This is a genomic window from Erythrobacter sp. (assembly GCF_039988855.1).
GTDB lineage: Bacteria > Pseudomonadota > Alphaproteobacteria > Sphingomonadales > Sphingomonadaceae > Erythrobacter.
In genome coordinates this window covers 433,256-448,292 of record NZ_JBDXIY010000015.1, presented here as the reverse complement: position 1 = coordinate 448,292, position 15,037 = coordinate 433,256, and the positions used below count along the sequence as shown (strand labels likewise).

General features: G+C 56.8%; 18 protein-coding genes. 11 read left to right on the top strand and 7 right to left on the bottom strand.

The features are described from left to right. Positions 1 to 77: 77 nt before the first annotated feature. The 3 genes from ABJ205_RS04955 to ABJ205_RS04945 form a co-directional block, all read right to left on the bottom strand. The gene (locus ABJ205_RS04955; protein WP_348159603.1) at positions 78 to 620 is read right to left on the bottom strand and encodes a DUF937 domain-containing protein; all 543 of its coding nucleotides are present in this window, start codon (positions 618 to 620) and stop codon (positions 78 to 80) included. A gap of 24 nt (positions 621 to 644) precedes the next feature. Next, a complete protein-coding gene (locus tag ABJ205_RS04950; RefSeq protein WP_348159602.1) occupies positions 645 to 1,007 on the bottom strand; it encodes a hypothetical protein in 363 nt (120 codons plus the stop codon). Between the two features lie 140 nt (positions 1,008 to 1,147). Continuing rightward, positions 1,148 to 2,806 (bottom strand): phosphoenolpyruvate carboxykinase, encoded by a 1,659-nt coding sequence (locus tag ABJ205_RS04945; protein ID WP_348510014.1) that lies wholly within the window; start codon positions 2,804 to 2,806, stop codon positions 1,148 to 1,150. 257 nt (positions 2,807 to 3,063) lie between these two features. On the opposite strand from ABJ205_RS04945, the gene ABJ205_RS04940 reads away from it, so the two are divergent. From ABJ205_RS04940 to ABJ205_RS04910, 7 genes are all read left to right on the top strand, one after another. Continuing rightward, a complete protein-coding gene (locus tag ABJ205_RS04940) occupies positions 3,064 to 3,876 on the top strand; it encodes a response regulator transcription factor (RefSeq protein WP_348160487.1) in 813 nt (270 codons plus the stop codon). After that, positions 3,869 to 5,467 (top strand): ATP-binding protein, encoded by a 1,599-nt coding sequence (locus ABJ205_RS04935; RefSeq protein ID WP_348160488.1) that lies wholly within the window; start codon positions 3,869 to 3,871, stop codon positions 5,465 to 5,467. Before ABJ205_RS04940 ends, ABJ205_RS04935 begins: the two co-directional genes overlap by 8 nt. 20 nt (positions 5,468 to 5,487) lie before the next feature. After that, a complete protein-coding gene (locus ABJ205_RS04930) occupies positions 5,488 to 5,916 on the top strand; it encodes an HPr kinase/phosphatase C-terminal domain-containing protein (protein ID WP_348160489.1) in 429 nt (142 codons plus the stop codon). Positions 5,917 to 5,969: 53 nt separating this feature from the next. Continuing rightward, positions 5,970 to 6,911 (top strand): RNase adapter RapZ, encoded by a 942-nt coding sequence (gene rapZ / locus ABJ205_RS04925; protein ID WP_348160490.1) that lies wholly within the window; start codon positions 5,970 to 5,972, stop codon positions 6,909 to 6,911. A gap of 108 nt (positions 6,912 to 7,019) precedes the next feature. After that, a complete protein-coding gene (locus ABJ205_RS04920) occupies positions 7,020 to 7,466 on the top strand; it encodes a PTS sugar transporter subunit IIA (protein ID WP_348160492.1) in 447 nt (148 codons plus the stop codon). A gap of 9 nt (positions 7,467 to 7,475) precedes the next feature. Next, a complete protein-coding gene (locus ABJ205_RS04915) occupies positions 7,476 to 7,754 on the top strand; it encodes an HPr family phosphocarrier protein (protein ID WP_348160494.1) in 279 nt (92 codons plus the stop codon). Positions 7,755 to 7,767: 13 nt separating this feature from the next. Then, entirely contained in the window at positions 7,768 to 8,565 is a 798-nt protein-coding gene (locus tag ABJ205_RS04910) for an RNA methyltransferase (protein WP_348160495.1), read from the top strand. A gap of 10 nt (positions 8,566 to 8,575) precedes the next feature. On the opposite strand, the gene rmuC is transcribed toward ABJ205_RS04910, so the two are convergent. From rmuC to recR, 4 genes are all read right to left on the bottom strand, one after another. Beyond that, positions 8,576 to 10,045, bottom strand: a complete 1,470-nt coding sequence (rmuC, locus tag ABJ205_RS04905; protein WP_348160497.1) for a DNA recombination protein RmuC — start codon at positions 10,043 to 10,045, stop codon at positions 8,576 to 8,578. A gap of 221 nt (positions 10,046 to 10,266) precedes the next feature. Then, positions 10,267 to 10,830, bottom strand: coding sequence for a peptide deformylase (gene def / locus ABJ205_RS04900; protein ID WP_348160498.1), 564 nt, complete (start codon positions 10,828 to 10,830; stop codon positions 10,267 to 10,269). A gap of 86 nt (positions 10,831 to 10,916) precedes the next feature. Beyond that, positions 10,917 to 11,135, bottom strand: coding sequence for a hypothetical protein (locus ABJ205_RS04895; protein ID WP_348160499.1), 219 nt, complete (start codon positions 11,133 to 11,135; stop codon positions 10,917 to 10,919). A gap of 32 nt (positions 11,136 to 11,167) precedes the next feature. Continuing rightward, on the bottom strand, positions 11,168 to 11,764 hold the full coding sequence (recR, locus tag ABJ205_RS04890; RefSeq protein WP_348160500.1) for a recombination mediator RecR: 597 nt from the start codon (positions 11,762 to 11,764) through the stop codon (positions 11,168 to 11,170). Positions 11,765 to 11,817: 53 nt separating this feature from the next. Here recR and fmt point away from each other — a divergent pair, with 53 nt between their 5' ends. Genes fmt through ABJ205_RS04870 form a run of 4 tightly spaced genes read left to right on the top strand, consistent with a single transcriptional unit; the run spans position 11,818 to position 15,031 of the window. Beyond that, entirely contained in the window at positions 11,818 to 12,735 is a 918-nt protein-coding gene (fmt, locus tag ABJ205_RS04885; RefSeq protein ID WP_348160503.1) for a methionyl-tRNA formyltransferase, read from the top strand. Further along, complete coding sequence (gene truA, locus ABJ205_RS04880) at positions 12,732 to 13,496, top strand: tRNA pseudouridine(38-40) synthase TruA (protein WP_348160504.1); 765 nt, start codon at positions 12,732 to 12,734, stop codon at positions 13,494 to 13,496. The genes fmt and truA overlap by 4 nt, the downstream gene beginning before the upstream one ends. 3 nt (positions 13,497 to 13,499) lie before the next feature. After that, the gene (locus ABJ205_RS04875) at positions 13,500 to 13,898 is read left to right on the top strand and encodes a hypothetical protein (protein ID WP_348160505.1); all 399 of its coding nucleotides are present in this window, start codon (positions 13,500 to 13,502) and stop codon (positions 13,896 to 13,898) included. A 20-nt stretch (positions 13,899 to 13,918) separates the two neighbouring features. Beyond that, positions 13,919 to 15,031, top strand: coding sequence for a zinc-binding dehydrogenase (locus ABJ205_RS04870; protein WP_348160506.1), 1,113 nt, complete (start codon positions 13,919 to 13,921; stop codon positions 15,029 to 15,031). Positions 15,032 to 15,037 lie beyond the last annotated feature (6 nt).

Below are 15,037 nucleotides of genomic sequence, written 5' to 3'. Positions count from 1 at the left end.
GGCAATGGGCAATGCAAAAAGGCCGCGCATGCTATTGAAGCAGGCGCGGCCTTTTTTGTGATCGCATAATGTACGCCTTAACGCTGCATCATGCCGCCAACGATTGACCCAAGGATACCGCCGAGCGCGCCACCGCCCTCTTGACCACCGCCAGAGCCTGCCTGCTTGGCCATATAGCCCGCAACCGCCATCGCGAGGATCGGGAGCATTTTCTTGAGCATCCCTTCGTCAAGGCCCGTAATCCCGGCAACTTCGCCCGCGACGGAACGGCTGACGTCTTTGGTGCCGAAAATCGAACCCAGAATATCATTGCCAGGCTGTGTAGGCGTTGGGCTCGTGCCCAGAACTGCATCCAGCAGCCCTCCACCTATCAGACCGCCCAGCCCTCCGGCAGCGCCGCTTTGAGAGGCCCCGCCGCCCAGAAGAGCGCCAGCCAAACCGCCAAGGCCGCCTAAGGGATCAGGCGTGGAATTGCCGCCTGTCGCACTGCGCCCCATGCCCGCGACAATCGCGGGTAACAGCGCGCCCGCCGCAGTTTTTGCGGTGTTTTCATCAACGCCAAGTTCGCGGGCCATCGACGAAATCGCGCCTGATTGTTGAAGCATTGCAGCTAGGCTCATGGTCTATCCCCGCTCAAATCGCGATTACTTCTTGCCGAACAGGCTGCTGGCCATGCCCGCAATGTCATCGAGCGGGTTACCGTCACCGTCCTGGTCGAGCATACTCATAATGCCGGAAAGCTTGCTGTCGCCGCCAATCTTACCGGCCAAATCACCCAGTGCGCCTTCACCGCCAAGCTGCGAAACGATGCCGGTAAGCGCGCTTGCGTCAATGCCGGTTTTCTGAGCTGCAAGCTCAACTGTGTCGCCTTCTTGTGGCTGCGCCGCACCAAGAGCTGCGACAGCTTTTTCAACCATACCCGGGTCAAGGCCCACCTTCCCCGCAAGATCAGCAACTGTATCTGGTGAACCAGCGACCTGCTTAAGAATTCCGTCGAGCATACTCATGATCTGTCTCCTATTTCGATTCGTCTCCCGAAGTGTGCCCGAAACACTGCCCGAAACAAAGCAAAAGCCCCGCATGATGCATTGTGTTACAAATGCACCACGCGGGGCTTCCCTCTCCAGCTCGGAATACGGGTTATGCTTTAAGCGGCGACAACGCCCGCTGGCGCGGCCTGGCGCACGCCTTCGTCCACATGCGCTTCGAATTCAGCGAAATTGTCGATAAACAGGCGCACGAGCTTATCAGCAGTCGCATCATAGCCGGCTTTATCGCTCCAAGTGGCGCGCGGATCGAGGATCGTTTGATCGATCCCTGCTTCGGCCAGAACCGGCACATGCACAGGTACGTCAAAGCCAAAGTTTGGATCTTTGCGGAATTCAACACCATCCAGATTGCCGTCCAGTGCCGCATTCAAAAGCGCGCGGGTCGCCTTGATCGGCATACGGTTGCCAACGCCATATTTGCCGCCGGTCCAGCCGGTGTTGAGGAGCCAACACTGAACGCCGCCTTTGGCAATACGCTCTTTTAGAAGGTTGCCGTAAACGCTTGGGTGGCGCGGCATAAACGGTGCGCCAAAACAGGTTGAGAACGTTGCCTCTGGCTCGGTCACGCCGATTTCGGTGCCTGCCACTTTCGCGGTGTAGCCCGACAAGAAGTGATACATCGCTTGATCCGGCGTCAGGCGCGCGATCGGAGGCAGCACCCCAAACGCATCAGCGGTGAGCATCACGACATTGCTTGGCGCAGGGCCCAAATTCTTCTCAGACGTGTTCGGAATGTAATTGATCGGATAGGCGCCGCGCGTGTTTTCGGCGAGCGTATTATCGTCAAAGTCCAGTTCGCGGGTTTGTTCATCCATCACCACATTTTCAAGCACGGTGCCGAACATTTTGGTGGTGGCGTAAATTTCCGGCTCAGCCTCTTCGGACAAACGGATCATTTTCGCATAACAGCCGCCTTCGAAGTTGAAGACCGCCGTGTCTGACCAACCGTGCTCGTCATCCCCGATCAATGTGCGTGAAGCATCGGCAGAAAGCGTCGTTTTACCCGTGCCAGAAAGGCCGAAGAACACGGCCGTTTTGCCATCCGCGCTGATATTGGCCGAGCAGTGCATCGGCATCACGCCTTTGGTGGGCAGAAGGTAGTTGAGAATGCCGAAAACCGACTTTTTCATCTCACCTGCATAACGCGTGCCGCCGATGAGGATCAGCTTCTCAGTCAGGTTGACCGCAATCACGGTTTCCGAATTGGTGCCGTGGCGCTCTGGGTCTGCCTTAAAACTTGGTAGGTCGATGATCGTGTATTCCGGAGCGAAATCGGCAAGCTCGCAGGCTCCTGGCCGTACAAGCATCGTGCGGATGAAAAGGTTGTGCCAAGCAAGCTCATTGATCACGCGCACATTCACGCGGTGCTCTGGCTGAGACCCGCCAAACAAGTCGGCTACATAAAGCGTTTCTTTATCGCCAAGCGCGCTCAGGAAATCTTCCTTGAGGTTGGCAAAATGCTCCGGCGTCATGCTCGCATTGACCTTGCCCCACCATACGGTGTCTTCGGTCGTGCTATCTCGCACGATAAACTTGTCTTTCGCGCTGCGCCCAGTTTTGGCGCCGGTTTTCACCACCAAAGCGCCATGCTTTGAAAGTTGCCCTTCACCAGAGCCGATTGCAGCCTCAACAAGGGCGGAGGTGCCAAGGTTTGAGTGAATGTTGGCTGTGGTCTCGATACCCTGAGAGGCGAGCGATTGAGCGAGGGGGGTCAACGTGTATTCTCCTAAGACGTCTGCGCATTTTGTGTTCGGCATGCATACGTATGCACGATGGGATCAAGATAACTTTTCGTCGGCGAAAACCCGCTTGGACGATTCGTTTAAAACCACCTGATCCCAGAGATTGGCCCCCGCATAAAGATGAGGCCCTCCTGCGTCAAACCCTGCGGGTCAGGCCGTTAACTAGGCGATGATCAAATGCAGCAATTTTGCTTTACGGTGAGTTTGATTGTTTCCCAATCGACTTGCCGCTAACCTCCGCTGGCCGATCAGGAAAAGGACAGACCATCACAATGTCAGGCGACCTTGAAGAGACCTCACACGCAAGCGATGCCGGCGACCTTACCGGCAAAGCGGGCGTGATAGAGGGCAGCGACGAGCACGCAGATGCGGAAGCTGTCGAAATCGCCTTGGTCGATGATGATCGGAACATTTTGACCAGTGTTTCCATCGCGCTTCAGGCCGAAGGATTTGTCACGCGTCTGTATTCAGATGGCGAAACCGCGTTAAAGGCACTTATTGAAAATCCGCCTGATTTGGCCGTGTTTGATATCAAGATGCCGAAAATGGACGGCCTGGAATTGCTGCGCAGGGTCCGTGCAAATTCCCCACTGCCGGTAATTTTCCTGACCAGTAAAGACGACGAAGCCGATGAGGAAGTCGGGCTTGAGTTAGGCGCGGATGACTACATCGCAAAACCTTTCAGCCTCCGCCTGCTTACCGCAAGGATACGTGCGATATTGCGACGCGCGGAACCGGAACGCAGCCACGGGCATACTGCAACACCAAGCGAAAATGCCCAAGCAACACTGAACCGTGGGCGACTATTCATGGACCCGGCCCGGCATCATGTGAAATGGAACGATAAAGCGGTTAGCCTTACAGTCACTGAGTTCTTGATCCTCGAAGCGCTTGCGGCGCGTCCCGGCGTTATCAAGAGCCGCAACCAATTGATGGATGCCGCCTACCCTGATGATATCTTTGTCGACGATCGCACGGTCGACAGCCACATCAAACGCATGCGCAGCAAATTCCGCACCGTTGATCAAACCTTTGACGCCATCGAAACGCTTTACGGCGCAGGCTATAGCTTCACCGATGGCTAACAACGGTTCAGACAAACCCGCTCAAGAAAACGCGCCTCTGATTCAGAGTATAGTTCAAGGGATCGAACGGCCCAGCCTGTTGACGCGGTTCTCGCTCACCGCGCGTATCTTGATCGTGAACATCCTGCCTCTCGCCCTGTTATCGGGCGGCCTGTTTTACCTTGATACTTACCGCACGCAATTGATCGATGAGCGGTTCAAGCTTGCCCGGATCGAGGCACAGATCACCGCAGAAGCGCTCGCGGGGGCGACCAAGGACAGGCAAGAAGCTTTGCTCGTCCAAATCGGCCAGGAACAGCGGATGCGGATGCGGATGTTTGATGCCGAAGGCCTGCTTTGGGCTGACAGTTTTGCTTTGGATGAGCCCGCATTTGAATTTCACGAAATTACAAATGACACTTGGGAACAAGAACTTGCGCGCTGGCTCGACAGGACCGTCGATGCAATCGTGAGCGCTGAGGCGGTGCCAGATTTTGTTGAACCCGAAGGGCAAGCAGCCGACGCTTGGCAAGAATTGGTGCAGGCACGCGAAGAAGGATTCAGTCAGATCCGTCTGTATCGTTGGCGTGATGGTTCGCCGGTAATCACGGCTGCTGCACCGGTCGGCCTAAACGGCGCAACGCTTCTGACAGTGCGCAATGCGGTGGACATTACCGAAAGCGTGCGCGCAGCACGAACGGCGCTGATTACCGCTGTGCTGCTTGTGCTTGGCGCTTCGGCTGCGCTCTCGCTTTACCTGGCGCGAACAATCGTTTCTCCATTGCAATTGTTGGCAGGATCGACCCAGCGCGTGCGCCTTGGCCGCGAACGCGATGTTGAAGTGCCGCGTTTACCTGCACGGAAAGATGAAATCGGACAGCTCGCCCGCTCTGTCTCTGATATGACCCTTGCTCTGCGTCAGAGGATTGATGCGGTCGACAGTTTTGCAGCGGACGTGGCGCACGAGATCAAGAACCCGCTGGCATCATTGCGAAGTGCAATTGAATCGCTTCCCAAAGTCACCGACAAAGAGACGCGCGAAAAGCTTGAGCACATCGCCACGCATGATGTCCGGCGCATCGACCGCCTCGTGAGCGAGATTTCCGATGCCAGCCGGATCGATGCTGAAATGAGCCGGGCAACGCTTGAGCGCATCGATATCGCAGACCTCATGCGTGCAATCATTGGCAGCCGCGAGAACCGGTCGGAAAATCAGGATCACCGGATCGAGTTGGTAACCCGGGGTTTCAAAGCCAATGTCATGGGCGTTGGTGCCAGGCTTGAACGCGTGATTGAGAACCTTCTCGACAATGCGGTTTCCTTTGCACCGCCTGATGCTCCAATCGAGGTCATGGTCGACAATGATGGCAACTGCGTCACCGTCACTGTTTGCGATACCGGGCCCGGCATCCCTGAAGATTCGCGCGAGAAAGTCTTTCACAGGTTCCATTCTATCCGCCCCGATGGCGAGGACTTTGGCAATCACTCCGGCCTTGGCCTTGCGATTGCCCGCACCATTGCGCAGGCGCATGGCGGGTCGCTTGTCGCTCAAGCCCGCGAGGATGGTGAGCAAGGCGCGTGCTTACGCTTGCGACTGCCACCGGCTGAATGAGTTTGAGCGATGGCCGCCAAATGACCCAGACTATCCTTTCCGCCAGCGCCGTTGCGATCGGCGATGTGGCGCTTGCAATCGAAGGGCCTCCGGGCTGCGGCAAATCATCGCTTGCCCTTGCGCTTATCGATCGCGGTGCGAGTCTTATAGGTGATGACGGCGTTTCAATTACCAACGATAACGACCGTCTCATCGCGGGCCCTCCGCCCAATATTGAAGGAATGGTTGAGCTGCGCGGGATTGGCCTTTTCCAAATGCCGCTTTCACGGCCCCGCCCGCTATCTCTAATCTTGTCGTTAGCTGTGCATGGAGAGCGCCTGCCTGAGTCAATACCCCAGCGTGACATCCAAGGTGTGCTTATCCCTTGCTTGCCTTTTGAACCGGGCACTCTTGCGCCTGCTGTTCGGGCCGAAATGGCGCTGATGAAGCACGGACTTCAATTCCAATAGATCGATAATTCACTTCCATTCTGCAGCGCGAAGGGCGAAAAGGAAGAGCAATCATGTCAAACTCGACTGTCTCATCTGATCCGCGCCAGCGCCTTCTCCTTGTCACCGGGCTTGCTGGAGCAGGCAAATCCACGGCGCTCGATGTGCTGGAGGATTTGGGGTGGGAGGCCATCGACAATTTCCCGATCCGCATGTTGGAACGTTTGGTCGCCGAACCCGGCGAGAATTCGCAGGACACGCCCACGCCTTCTCGCACACCTCTCGCCATTGGCTTTGATTCGCGAACACGCGGCTTTGTCCCAGCTGAAATCATCACGCTTATCAAAAAGATGGCCGCTCGCGGTGATTTGGCGCTGACCTTTATGTTCATCGACTGCAAGACCAGCGAGTTAGAGCGCCGTTACAACGAAACGCGCCGGCGTCACCCAATGGCGCAAGAACGCACCGTGCAAGATGCCATCGCCGCCGAACGCGAACTGCTCGAACCTTTGCGGCGCTGGGCTGAAGTCGTGATCGATACTAGCGCGTTATCTGCCAATGAACTGCAGACGCAGGTGCGCGGATTGTTTGGCAAAGAACAAAGGGCAGAACCCAGTCTAACGGTTTCCAGCTTCGGCTTTGCGCGGGGAATGCCGCCGCTCGCTGATCTGGTGTTCGATATGCGGTTTCTCGATAATCCACATTGGATAGAGGTCTTGCGCGAGAAAACCGGCCTCGACGAAGAGGTCGGCGCCCATATCCGCAAGGACCCCGCATTCGGCGCGGTGTTTGAACAGATACGTTCGCTGCTCCTTACAGTCCTTCCGCGCTATGCCGCTCAGGGCAAGGCGTATGTGCACATCGCCTTTGGCTGTACCGGCGGGAGACACCGCTCTGTCTTTACCGCTGAAGGCATGGCGAAAGCCTTGCGCGATGAAGGGTTTTCGCCCACTGTCCGACACCGTAATCTCAAGTCGCGAGCGACGGATACAATCGAAGGCACAAATGAGAGTTAGCGCCAAGGATTGCATTAAGAGCTTGCATCGGATGGTGGTGTTAGTGTTAGGCAAAGAGCCTTGCAATTTTGTGCAGGTCGCTGGGTACGAACGGACTGAATTCACGTTATGATCGGTTTGATTCTGGTAACGCATGGCCGCCTAGCGGACCAATTTGTCGAAGCAATGGAACACGTCGTGGGTGAACAATCCGCCGTGGAAACTGTGTGCATCGGCCCCAATGACGATATGGAACAACGGCGCGCTGATATCGCCAATGCGATTGAGGCGGTTGATGCTGGCAGCGGGGTCATCGTCCTGACGGATCTGTTTGGGGGCACTCCTTCCAATCTGGCGATCTCCCTATTGGATGCAGGCCGGGTTGAAGTGATCGCGGGTATCAACTTGCCGATGCTCATCCGTTTGGCAGGAGCGCGCAAGAATTTGAGCGTGGTCGAAGCTGTTGAGGCGGCGCAGGTCGCGGGCCGCAATTATATCACTGTCGCGAGTGAATTGCTTGGCGCGGATAAAGCGCCCCAAGGCAAACCAGCGCGCGCCGCAAGCGGCACAAGCTAGGCTTACGCGATGGGGGAACTGCGACAGACCGTCACTATCGTGAACAAGCGGGGCCTTCATGCCCGGGCGAGCGCAAAGTTCGTCGGCGCAGTTGCCGCGCTTCCAGAAGGCGCGATCGTCAAAGTTGCCAAGGACGGCAACGAAGCGGCGGGCGGCTCTATCCTTGGCCTTATGATGCTTGGCGCGGCCCAAGGAAATGACATTGAGTTGATCGTCGACGGCACTGAGAGCGAGGCGGTTCTTGCCCAGCTCGTCACGCTTGTCGAAGACGGCTTTGGCGAAGACTGAGCAGGAAGCGCAAATGCGCAAACATATCTCCGGTTTTTCAAATCCGACTGTGAAATACCTGCGCTCACTTCGCGAAAAGAAGCTGCGCAAACGTGCTGGGCAATTCTTGGTCGAGGGACTGCGCCTTCTCGAAGATGCGCGTGTTAGCGGCTATATCCCGCGCACTTTGGTGATGGCAGAGGGGCGCGATCCCCACCCGCTGATCGAAGGGCTGGAAAGCGAGATTGCGGGCGCTGGCGGCGAGGTCATCACAACCACGCCGGACATCCTTTCAAAGATTACCGGCAAATCCAATGCGCAAAGCGTGGTCGGTGTGTTTGATGAGTTCGACACTTCGCTGGAACGCCTTGACCGCGAGGCGGCGAATATCTGGCTGGTTGCACAGGATCTGCGCGATCCGGGCAATCTTGGCACTATGCTGCGCACGGGCGATGCGGTGGGTGCTGGCGGTCTGATCCTGATCGACGACTGCGCGGACCCGTTTTCCGCCGAAGCAGTGCGAGCGAGCATGGGCGCGGTGTTCACTCAAGGTTTGGCGCAGGCGCGGTGGGAGGAGTTTGTGCCATGGCTGCGTTCTGACGCGGGGCAATTGGTCGCCGCGAGCCTGCGCGATGCAGTCCCCTATCGCGGCACTGCCTATGGGGCTCCATGCTTCATTATGGTGGGCAATGAGTCCCAAGGCCTGCCCGAGGCGTATGAGGCCGAATGCGACCTACGCGTCACCATGCCAATGAAAGGCCGCGCGGATTCTTTGAACGCAGCGGTTGCGGGTGCAGTTCTGGCCTATGAGGTGCTCGAGAGTCTCTCCTAGCAGAGCTGGCTTACTGCGCCGCCTCTGGCTTTTCCTCTAGTGCTGGAAATGCGGATTGCTCGTCGTTCTCAACTTCTGCCTCTGCCGCATCGGCTGCGTTGTAATTCGGAGTGCTTTCGACCAGCGGCACATCTTCGATTTCGCTTTTGCCGATCTCAATGCCTTTTTCCGCCAAGCGCTTGCCAGACGATAGAACATTGCGCTCAAAGCTGCCGACGAACTTGTTATAATTTTTCACTGCGCTATCGAGCCCGCCGCCCACGCGCTTGAGGTGTTCACCTGCCACTCGCAACCGATCATACAATTCTGCCCCCATGCGGCCGATTTCCTGCGCTTCTTGTGCCAAGCCGTCTTGACGCCAGACCTGTGCGACCGTGCGGGCAATCGCCACCAGATTGGTTGGTGTTGCGAGCAACACCCGGCGTTCAAATGCAAAATCCCACAAGGTCGGATCAGCGTCCAACGCAGCGGTCACAAAATGTTCACCGGGGATGAACATGATGACGTAATCGGGCGCTTCTTCAAATTGGCTTTGATAGCTTTTCGCGCCCAGAGTTTGGACGTGATTACGCATAGACTTCGCGTGCGCGTCTAATTCTCGTTTGCGCGTGTCGTCATCATCGGCCTCGAATGCGGCCTGATATGCGTTGAGCGAAACTTTGGAATCGATCACCAGCTTCTTTTGCCCCGGTACATTGATGATCGCATCAGGGCGAAGCCGCCCCTCTTCGGTCTCAACCGAATGCTCCATCATAAAGTCTGTATGCTCAGCCAGCCCGCATTGTTCGAGCAGGTTTTGCAAAGCCCTCTCCCCCCAACGCCCGCGCGCTTTGGGTGCGTTGGTGAGGGAATTGCCCAAACGCTGCGCCTCGCGCCGGACCTCTTCCTGACCCTCGCGCATGGATTGGATAAGGCCCTGCAATTGGCCAAAGGCATCGGTGCGCTTGGCCTCAAGATCGGAAACCTGCTTTTCATAAGAGGCAAGCTTTTCGCCAACGGGTGTCAGCAGAGCCTTGATCTTGGCCTCACCGGTTTCTTCAGATTGTTTGAAGCGCTCTTCTGCGCGGCGCAAAAATGCTTCTTGGTTCTGGCGTAGGACCTCTGCGCCCGCAGCCTTAAACTGATTGGTCATTTCCTCGCGCGCTTGGCCTAGAACGCGTTTCTGCTCTTCAAAGGCCTTTTCGCGTTCCTGCTTGCCGCTTTCTTCCGCGGCCAAACGTTGAGCCAATGCGGCGCGTTCTTCGTTTGCTTTTGCTAACTCATCGCCCAATTCATCCGCACGCCCCGCCCGTTCAGACATAGCCGCAAGCTCCGCCGCCGCGCGGCGGAATTTCTCATCCAGAGCCTTCGTTTCGTCTTCGCTTGACGCAAGTCGATCTCGCAATTCGGTAACGGGCCGCGAGGCAAAGAACCAAGCCGCTCCGCCGCCGAGTGCGAGGCCAAGGACCAAAGTGATGATGAGAAGAATCGGATTTTCCATGCCTCATTATAGCATGGAACAAATACGGAACACCAGTGCTTTGTTGGATATCCCCGAGAAAGCTGCACCCCGGATCAAATCCGGGATGACGAATGGGGATATGGATGCGAAAGAACGGCGCTGCGCGCCGCGAGGGCGACGGCCCGCCCGCAGCGGGGGCAGCTTGCCTGCCCATCTAGCGAGGATGCTCACCCGGATGGGGGAGCGGAAAACGAAAACGCCTACGCCGCAGCCCTGATCTTCTTCAGCTTCTTCAGCATCATATTGCGCTTTAACCGCGAGAGGTGGTCGATGAAAACAATGCCTTCCAAGTGGTCCATCTCATGCTGGATAACGGTCGCCCACATGCCGGTCATGTTTTCTTCGTGGTGGGCCCCCTCCAAGTCCTGATATTTGACCGTGCATGATGCGGGGCGATCCACATCGGCAAAGACCTCTGGCAGGGACAGGCAGCCTTCTTGGAAGGTCGAGAACTCGTCTGTCTCAGGCGTGATGACCGGGTTCACGAAGACGCGCGGGTCGTTGATAACCGGTTGATGCTCGTTGCCATCTTCGTCCTCGATAGGGTCGGCCGCTTCGTCGGGCATTTGCAGGTCGATGACGAGTAGGCGCTTGGGCACCGCGACTTGGATCGCCGCCAAGCCAATGCCGGGGGCGTCGTACATGGTCTCTAACATGTCGTCGGCGAGCTGCTTTAGCTCGTCGTTGAACTCTTCCGGTTTAACGGGCTCAGACACAAGTTTGAGCCGGGGGTCCGGCACTTCGATGATTTCGCGGATAGCCATGGGGGCGATTTAGGGCGGCTATGAGGTAACTGCAAGCGCAACGGTTCGATCAAGGTGATCGAACCGTTGCGGTTAACCTTCTAAGGTTAGGATTCGTGTTCCACCACCGAAGTCACGGACGCCTCTTCCAGCGTAATGGTATGGCCCTTTGTGCCTTGGCAGACCCACAGGCCCGGCAATTCCGGATCATAGGCGGCGCTGGCAATCATAAAATTGGTGTTTCCACGCAAGAAGACCGCTGCGTTATGCCCTTTCGCTTCAATAGCTTGAACGACCTTCATGAAAGGATTGATTGTCTGTGTCATATCGTCTTTTCCATTTGCAATTGATTGCGGTGTTAACTCACAGGTCGCCTCGCTCGAAGCGCCTGCGCCAAAGTGCCCTCATCTAGGTAATCCAATTCACCCCCCACAGGTAGGCCGTGGGCCAATTGAGTGATGCGAACTTTGTGCTTTTCCAGCCGTTCGGCGAGGTAGTGGGCCGTGGTTTGCCCCTCCAGCGTCGCGTTCATGGCGAGCACGACCTCATCGACCTCACCCACTGAAACGCGTTCTAGCAAGCTCGTAATGTTGAGGTCTTCTGGGCCAATGCCGTCCAATGCAGACAGCTTGCCGCCCAGCACGTGATAACACCCTTGGAACAGGCGCGCCCGATCCAAAGCCCAAACATCGGCGACATCTTCGACCACACACAGGGCTTTCGCATCACGGCGCGGGTCGGCGCAGATACCGCAAGGGTTGACGGTGTCGACATTGCCGCAGGTGTCGCATTCAATCAGAGTTTGCGAGACCCCGTCCAAAGCCTCAAGCAAGTCGGGCAAAGCGCGCTCACGGTTCTTAACCAGCCACAGCACAGCGCGCCTCGCGCTGCGGGGGCCAAGCCCCGGCAGACGCGCAAGTGCGCTGGATAATGCTTCGATCTCTTGCGATGCCATGTAGGGAGAGATAGGGCGAATGCGTCAATTCACAAAGGTTTGCCGGTACCCTTATGCGCATAGTTTTTATGGGAACGCCCGATTTTGCGGTGCCTGCTTTGGTCGCGCTCCATGATGCGGGCCACAAAATTGCCTGTGTCTACACCCAGCCGCCCAGCCGTTCTGGCCGGGGCAAAAAACTGCGCGCGTCGCCAGTTCAAGCCAAGGCTGAGGAGCTGGAGTTTGAGGTTCGCCATCCCAAATCACTGCGCGGGGAAGAAGCTAAGGCCGAGTTTGCGGCGCTGGATGCCGATATTGCCGTGGTGGCGGCATATGGCCTGATCCTGCCGCAGGATGTGCTGGATGCGCCCACGCATGGCTGCCTCAATATCCACGCCTCGATCCTGCCGCGGTGGAGAGGCGCTGCGCCCATTCACCGCGCGATTATGGCAGGCGATGAGGAAACGGGCGTCACCATTATGCAGATGGAAGCAGGGCTCGATACCGGACCCATGCGGCATATTGTGCGCACGCCGATTGGGTCAAAGACCACTGGCGAGATGTTTGCCGAGCTTGGCACCATGGGCGCAGCGGCGATGGTGAAGGTATTGAGCGACCTCGACGCCTATCCCCCCATCGCGCAAGACGATGCCCTCACCACCCATGCAGCAAAGATCGACAAGACCGAGGCGCGCATGGATTGGTCGCGCCCTGCAAGCGAACTGGTGCGCCATGTGGCAGGGCTTGCCCCCTTCCCCGGCGCTTGGTTTGAATTGGCCAGAAACGGAGAATGCGAGCGGGTGAAGTTGCTTTTGGCGGAAGAGGCTGAAGGGTCAGGTACTCCCGGCGAAGTGCTGGACGCAGATTTCACCGTGGCTTGCGGGTCAGGCGCAATCCGCCCGCTTCGGCTTCAACGCGCTGGCAAACCGGCGATGGACAGGGAAGAGTTCTTGCGCGGGCGGCCAGCTCAACCGGGGACGATCCTTAAGTGACCCGTTTCGCGCTCACCATAGAATTTGACGGGACGCCTTTTCAGGGACTCCAGCGGCAGAAGCATGGACCATCAGTGCAGCAGTCGATCGAGGATGCGCTGCACAGGATCACGGGTGAGGACATCACTTTGCACAGCGCCGGGCGCACCGATGCAGGGGTGCACGCGCTCGGCATGCGGTCCCATGTTGATCTAGACAAAGACATCGACCCGTTTCGCCTCTCCGAAGCGATCAATGCCCATCTTCGCCCTGACCCCATTGCGATCCTTGATTGCCAGATCGTGCCCGATGATTGGCATGCGCGGTTTAGCTGTGTGGAACGGCGATATGTCTATCGCATTTGCAACCGCCGTGCGCCGCTGACCTTTGCCAAGAACCAAGTGTGGCATGTCGCGCAGCCCCTCGACCACGAAGCCATGCACCGAGCCGCGCAAAGCCTTGTGGGGCTGCATGACTTCACCACCTTCCGCTCGGCGCACTGCCAATCGAGGGACCCGGTGAAGACCTTGGACCGGCTGGATGTGGAGCGAGCCCAAACCGAATTAGGCGATGAATTGCGAATCTATGCTGAGGCAAGAAGCTTCCTCCATCATCAGGTTCGCAGCATGGTCGGATGCCTTAAATTGGTGGGTCAGGGCACTTGGGAAGAGGGGAAAATCGCAGAAGCCCTAGCGGCAAAAGACCGTAGCAAATTAGGACTTAACGCGCCGCCCCAAGGGCTCTACTTTGTTGAAGCTATTTATCCGGATGAGGACGCGTAAGTAATGGCCAAGTGGTTTAGATTTCCGGCCGGTTCGAAGATGGCTGACGGCGACTATCGTGCAGGTCTCAACGCTCTCAACATCGTATTTGGCGCGGTTCTGGGCTTCGTGCTTGTCGGCGGTGAAAACCTGCCAATTTTCGACTTCGTTGCCCTGCTCGCACTCAGCGCTCTGATCGTGATGATGATCCAATCCATCGCATTGAGCGAATACACCCTATTCAGCGTCATATCGACGGCGCTCGCGATCTTCTTCTTGCCTCAATTGGCAGAGGATTGGTTCTCGCTGACCAAGGTTCCCAAGTTGCAGCCAACACTCGCCGTTTGGGCAATCATGGCCACTTTACTTGAGCTTTGGCCCAGAGAGCACCCCCAAAGACATTCGGAAAAATCAGACAAGTAATTCCAATTGGAGAGAAACTAATGACCACCGGTAAACAGCTATTCACGACGCTTTCAGCAGAAGGCAAGCTCACCCTCGAAGTTAGCGAACAAACATTTCCCGAACCCACAGGCAATCAAGTTCTGGTGAAAATGGAAGCGGCCCCGATCAACCCATCGGACCTCGCGATTCTCACCAGCGCTGCTGATTTTGAAAACGCAGAATATTCAGCGGGCAAGGTTGTCGCTGACATGCCTGAGCCATTCTTGTCGGGTCAACGCGGCCGTCACGGTCAACGACTGGAATCTGGCAACGAAGGTGCAGGCACCGTGGTCGCAACCGGCGATGGCGATATGGCCAAAGCGTTGATGGGACAGCGCGTCGCCTGCGTTCCTGGCCATGCATTCAGCCAATATGCCATTGCCGATGCGATGATGTGCCTGCCTTTGGGTGACCACTCATCGGAGGCTGGCGCGTCTTCTTTCGTCAACCCGATGACAGCGCTTGCCTTTGTCGAAAATGCAAAAATGGAAGGCCATGACGCAATCATTCACTTGGCCGCCGCGTCAAACCTTGGCCAGATGCTCAACAAAATCTGTCAGGAAGACGGTATGAAACTTGTCAATATCGTACGCCGCCAAGAGCATGTGGATCTGTTGAAATCACAAGGCGCGACCCATGTCGTGAACTCATCTGCCGATGATTACATGGCGCAGCTTCGCACCGCGATCAGCGAGACAGGCGCATTCCTTGGCTTTGATCCAATTGGCGGCGGTCAGAGCACCGATCATGTCTTGAAAGCGATGGAGCAGGTCGCAGTCACCCAAATGGATGAATTCTCTCGTTATGGCTCGAACCAAGACAAGAAGATGTATCAATATGGCCGCCTGGACCTCCAGAACCCGACCATTTTGACGCCGTCTTACGGTCTGCAATGGTGCGTTGCGGGCTGGCTGCTGACGCCATTCCTTGCCAAAGCTGGCATGGAAACGGTTGTGGGTATGCGCACCCGCGTGCTTCAAAACCTGGGCACGACATTTGCGTCAAACTATAAGGCGAAGGTCAATCTGGAAGAGATGCTGACCAAGGACGCGATCCTTGATTATCGCCAGATGAAAACGGGCGAAAAATACCTCGTCACGCCTTGGGGTTGATTGGAA

Coding starts and splice junctions, on each gene's coding strand:
- rmuC (WP_348160497.1), bottom strand. CDS start 10,045: ATGGAAAATCCGATTCTTCTCATCATCACTTTGGTCCTTGGCCTCGCA.
- ABJ205_RS04950 (WP_348159602.1), bottom strand. CDS start 1,007: ATGAGTATGCTCGACGGAATTCTTAAGCAGGTCGCTGGTTCACCAGAT.
- recR (WP_348160500.1), bottom strand. CDS start 11,764: ATGGCATCGCAAGAGATCGAAGCATTATCCAGCGCACTTGCGCGTCTG.
- fmt (WP_348160503.1), top strand. CDS start 11,818: ATGCGCATAGTTTTTATGGGAACGCCCGATTTTGCGGTGCCTGCTTTG.
- def (WP_348160498.1), bottom strand. CDS start 10,830: ATGGCTATCCGCGAAATCATCGAAGTGCCGGACCCCCGGCTCAAACTT.
- ABJ205_RS04930 (WP_348160489.1), top strand. CDS start 5,488: ATGACCCAGACTATCCTTTCCGCCAGCGCCGTTGCGATCGGCGATGTG.
- ABJ205_RS04920 (WP_348160492.1), top strand. CDS start 7,020: ATGATCGGTTTGATTCTGGTAACGCATGGCCGCCTAGCGGACCAATTT.
- ABJ205_RS04955 (WP_348159603.1), bottom strand. CDS start 620: ATGAGCCTAGCTGCAATGCTTCAACAATCAGGCGCGATTTCGTCGATG.
- ABJ205_RS04940 (WP_348160487.1), top strand. CDS start 3,064: ATGTCAGGCGACCTTGAAGAGACCTCACACGCAAGCGATGCCGGCGAC.
- ABJ205_RS04875 (WP_348160505.1), top strand. CDS start 13,500: ATGGCCAAGTGGTTTAGATTTCCGGCCGGTTCGAAGATGGCTGACGGC.
- ABJ205_RS04870 (WP_348160506.1), top strand. CDS start 13,919: ATGACCACCGGTAAACAGCTATTCACGACGCTTTCAGCAGAAGGCAAG.
- ABJ205_RS04895 (WP_348160499.1), bottom strand. CDS start 11,135: ATGACACAGACAATCAATCCTTTCATGAAGGTCGTTCAAGCTATTGAA.
- ABJ205_RS04945 (WP_348510014.1), bottom strand. CDS start 2,806: ATGCCGAACACAAAATGCGCAGACGTCTTAGGAGAATACACGTTGACC.
- rapZ (WP_348160490.1), top strand. CDS start 5,970: ATGTCAAACTCGACTGTCTCATCTGATCCGCGCCAGCGCCTTCTCCTT.
- ABJ205_RS04915 (WP_348160494.1), top strand. CDS start 7,476: ATGGGGGAACTGCGACAGACCGTCACTATCGTGAACAAGCGGGGCCTT.
- ABJ205_RS04935 (WP_348160488.1), top strand. CDS start 3,869: ATGGCTAACAACGGTTCAGACAAACCCGCTCAAGAAAACGCGCCTCTG.
- ABJ205_RS04910 (WP_348160495.1), top strand. CDS start 7,768: ATGCGCAAACATATCTCCGGTTTTTCAAATCCGACTGTGAAATACCTG.